3 protein-coding genes are annotated in these 4,271 nt (G+C 65.3%); all 3 read left to right on the top strand.

The window, feature by feature from the left end:
* Nucleotides 1-360, top strand: a 360-nt coding sequence (locus AC6RA4_RS23625; RefSeq protein WP_500164460.1) for a DUF1190 domain-containing protein, incomplete at its 5' end; no start/stop codon positions are given.
* A gap of 299 nt (nucleotides 361-659) precedes the next feature.
* On the top strand, nucleotides 660-2,582 hold the full coding sequence (locus AC6RA4_RS23620; protein WP_500164458.1) for an FAD-binding monooxygenase: 1,923 nt from the start codon (nucleotides 660-662) through the stop codon (nucleotides 2,580-2,582).
* A gap of 491 nt (nucleotides 2,583-3,073) precedes the next feature.
* A partial coding sequence (gene glpD, locus AC6RA4_RS23615) for a glycerol-3-phosphate dehydrogenase (protein ID WP_500164456.1) occupies nucleotides 3,074-4,271 on the top strand: 1,198 nt, incomplete at its 3' end.

Raw genomic sequence — 4,271 nt, 5'->3', positions numbered from 1 at the left:
GAGGTCTGCGAAGAGCAGTACGGCGAGGGCAATTGCGGCTCCGAGGCGCAGGCGACGGGCGGCGGTTCGGGCAGCATCTTCATGCCGCTTCTCGCGGGCTACCTGATCGGCAACATGCTGGGCGGCCAGCGCGGCCTCGCGGCGCAGCCGATGTATCGCAACGCCGACGGCCGTTTCACCACGCCTGCGGGCAATGCCAGCTACGCCAACAACACCGGGCGCGCGCAGCTCAACCCGAGCACCTTCAACAAGGCCCCGGTGACCGCCGGCAAGCCGCCCCTCACCCGCGCCACCGCCGCCTCGCGGGGCGGCTTTGGCGGCTCGAAGACGGGTAGCGGCTTGCGCAGCCTCGGCGGCTGAGCCCCCCCGACCCCGCGTCGTCTGGCAGGCCGGCGCCCCTCATGCGGGACGCCCCTTGCGCGCCGAAAAGCGGCAGCGCGAGGCGCTGCGCGTCCGAGGTCAGGTCGAGCGATTCCCGCTCGCGTCCCGCCCCGCGCTCCACAAACGCGACCCTTATTTCTGAGATAAGCACGCACATTCAGCGCATTACGGCTCTATAATATGTATGCATATTGATTATTGACCAAACATGATAAGTATAGCTATTATCTAATCCAACCGAGCGAGGGCTCGCATCTGCACGATACGGAGGAGCATTCATGCAGTACTATCTGAACGGCTTTCGGGGCGGCGATCCCGACCTGAGCGATGCAGCCCCCTGCCGCCGCGAATACGATGATTTTGCGCCCCTGCCCGAGAAGGTCGACGTGCTGATCGCCGGCTGCGGCCCGGCGGGCCTCTGCCTTGCCGCGCAGCTGTCGCAATTCCCCGAGATCGACGTGATGATCGTCGAGCGCAAGCCCGGCCCGATGGAGAAGGGCCAGGCGGACGGCGTCAACACCCGCACCATGGAGATGTTCCAGGCCTTCGGCTTCGGCGAAAAGGTCAAGCGCGAGAGCTACTGGGTCAACCAGACCACCTTCTGGACACCGGACCCGGAAAAGCCCGAGCACGTGCGCCGTATCGGCCGGGTGCAGGACGTGGCCGATGACAGCTCCGAGATGCCCCACACGCTGATCAACCAGGCCCGCATCCACGAGCTGTTCCTTGACGTGATGCGCAAGTCGCCAAAGCGGCTGGAGCCGGATTACGGCTGGTCCGTCAAGGATCTGACCGTCGACGAGAGCACCGAGGATCACCCCGTCACCGTCACGCTCGAGAACACCGGCGTCAATGCCGGCACGCTTCAGACGGTGCGGGCGAATTACGTGGTGGGCTGCGACGGCGCGCGCTCGAACGTGCGCAAGGCCATCGGCGGCACGCTGCACGGGGATGCGGCGCACCAGGCCTGGGGCGTGATGGACATCCTCGCCAACACCGATTTCCCCGACATCCGGCAGAAATGCATCGTCGCCTCGAAGAGCGAGGGCAATGTGCTGATCCTCCCGCGCGAGGGCGGCTACCTGTTCCGCATGTATGTCGAGCTCGACAAGCTGAACCCCGACGAGCGCGTGGCCAGCCGCAACCTCACCTCCGAGGACATGATCGCCGCGGCGAACCGGATCATGGCCCCCTACACCATCGACGTGAAGGAGGTTGTCTGGTGGTCGGTCTACGAGATCGGGCACCGCATGACCGACCGGTTCGACGACGTCCCCGAGGACCAGAAGGCCACCCGCACCCCGCGCGTCTTCACCGCAGGCGACGCCTGCCACACCCATAGCCCCAAGGCCGGTCAGGGCATGAACGTGTCGATGCAGGACTCGTTCAACCTCGGCTGGAAGCTGGCGCATGTGCTGCAGGGGCGCGCCGATGCCGGCCTCCTGCACAGCTACTCTGCCGAACGCTGGCTCGAGGCCAAGCGGCTGGTCGACACCGATCACAAATGGGCGCGCATCATGTCGGCGCCCCCCGGCGAGTCCGAGCTCGACGGCACCGATGTGCCGCGCGTGCAGGCGCAGTTCATCGAGAACCTCGAGTTCACCGGCGGCCTTGCGGTGCATTACGAACCCTCCGCCCTCATCGGCCCGGCCACCCATCAGGCTTTGGCCACCGGCGAGGTCATCGGCAAGCGCTTCCATTCGGCCCCTGCGGTCCGGCTCTCGGACGCGATGCAGATGCAGCTCGGCCATGTGGCCGAGGCCGACGGGCGCTGGCGGATCTACGCCTTTGCAGGTGGCAAGGACAGCTCGGCCCCCGGCTCGGCGATCCACAAGCTGGCGGACTGGCTCGAAAATGATACCGCCTCGCCGGTGGTGAAATACACCCGCCCGGACGAAGATATCGACGCCATCATCGACCTGCGCGCCGTGTTCCAGCAGACCTTCGACCAGCTCTCCTACGAGGACATGCCGTCGCTGCTGAAGCCCAGAAAGGGCAAGTACGGGCTGCAGGACCACGAGAAGGTGTTCTGCACCGATCACAAGGGTCAGGGCGACATCTTCGACATGCGCGGCATCGACCGCGCCCAGGGCTGCATGATCGTGGTCCGTCCGGACCAGTATATCGCCCACGTGCTGCCGCTCGACGGCTATGCCGATCTTGCGGCGTTCTTCGACGGCGTCCTGCTGCCGGCGAGCTAAGACCGCGCGGGCGGCTTTCGGGCCGCCCGCGCTTCGCGCTTGAAAATGCGCGCGCCTCGCCGCCCCGCGCCGGCACGAAGACGAACACCCCCCTTTTCGACGAACCGCCCCCCGCGCGCAGCCGCGTTTGCTGCTGTGATCGCGGCAAACGCGCCGAGTCCTCCCGGATGACAGCCGGTACCGATGCCGTCCAAGGCGAATTCCGGCGGCGGACAGGTCGTTTCCACGGCCGAAACTTTCGTTTATGTTCGTTATGACGAAAACCGCGCAAAGACTCTCTTTGACGCGACGGAAACCAGCCAAACAGGACGGCCTTTGCGAGTTTCTGCAGCTGCAATGCGGCAAATACACGTTTTATACTTTGAATGTGTCAGTGCTTTTTCACTTTATTTCAGTGTATTACCTAAAACCGAACATTACCGAAAATTTACGCTTGCGAACGCGCCTTCAATCCAGCAGGTTACCGCTCACGCCAAGGTGAGGAGGAGCTTGTGCGGGACAGCCACGACATCGACGTGGTCGATCTGTTCGTGATCGGCGGCGGCATCAACGGATGCGGCATCTCGCGCGATGCGGCGGGGCGTGGCCTCTCGGTCCGCCTGGCCGAGATGGGCGACCTCGCCTCGGCCACGTCCTCTGCCTCGACGAAACTGTGTCACGGCGGGCTACGCTACCTCGAGTATTTCGAGTTCCGTCTGGTGCGCGAAGCCCTGATCGAGCGCGAGGTGCTGCTACGCGCCATGCCGCATATCAGCTGGCCGATGCGCTTCGTGCTGCCCTACCACCGGGACATGCGCTTCGAGAGCGACACGCCGACATCGAAGCTCCTGACTACGGTCATGCCGTGGATGAAAGGCCGCCGCCCGGCCTGGCTGATCCGGCTCGGGCTGTTCATGTACGACCATCTTGGCGGGCGGAAGATCCTGCCTGGGACGACGACGCTGTCGCTCAAAGGGACGCCCGAGGGCGCCCCGCTGGTCGACCGGCTCGAGACCGCCTACGAATATTCCGACTGCTGGATCGAGGACTCGCGTCTCGTGGTGCTCAACGCCCGCGATGCCGAGGCGCGCGGCGCCGAGATCCTGACCCGCACCAAGGTGCTGTCGGCCACGCGCGAGGGCGATCTCTGGCTAATCGACACGCAGGACACCGAGACCGGCGAGATGCGCAGCCACCGCGCCCGGATGCTGGTGAATGCCGGCGGCCCATGGGTCGGCGACATCATCCGCAGCAAGGTCCGGCTGAACACCCGCGAGGGCATCCGGCTGGTGCGCGGCTCGCATATCGTGACGCGCCGGCTTTACGATCACGACAAGTGCTACTTCTTTCAGGGCACCGACGGGCGGATCATCTTCGCCATCCCCTACGAGACCGATTACACCCTGATCGGCACCACCGACGCCGCCCATGCCGACCCGGCGCAGCGCCCGGTCTGCACCCCCGAAGAGCGCGCCTATCTACTCGATTTCGCCAACCGCTACTTCCGGCAGGCGATCGACGAGGAAGACATCGTCTGGAGCTATTCCGGCGTGCGCCCGCTCTACGACGACGGCGCCAGCAGCGCCACCGCGGCAACCCGCGACTACACCCTCAAGGTCGAGGCCGAGGGCGGCGCGCCGCTGCTCAATGTCTTTGGCGGCACGATCACCACCTATCGCCGCCTCGCCGAGAGCGCGCTGGAAAAGGTCG

The organism is Salipiger sp. (genome assembly GCF_059781815.1).
The sequence above is the reverse complement of the archived record's forward strand: the minus strand, read 5'-3'. Positions and strand labels throughout refer to the sequence as shown.

Excerpts from the sequence above, each read along its gene's own strand:
- AC6RA4_RS23620 (WP_500164458.1), top strand. The coding sequence starts at position 660 with ATGCAGTACTATCTGAACGGCTTTCGGGGCGGCGATCCCGACCTGAGC.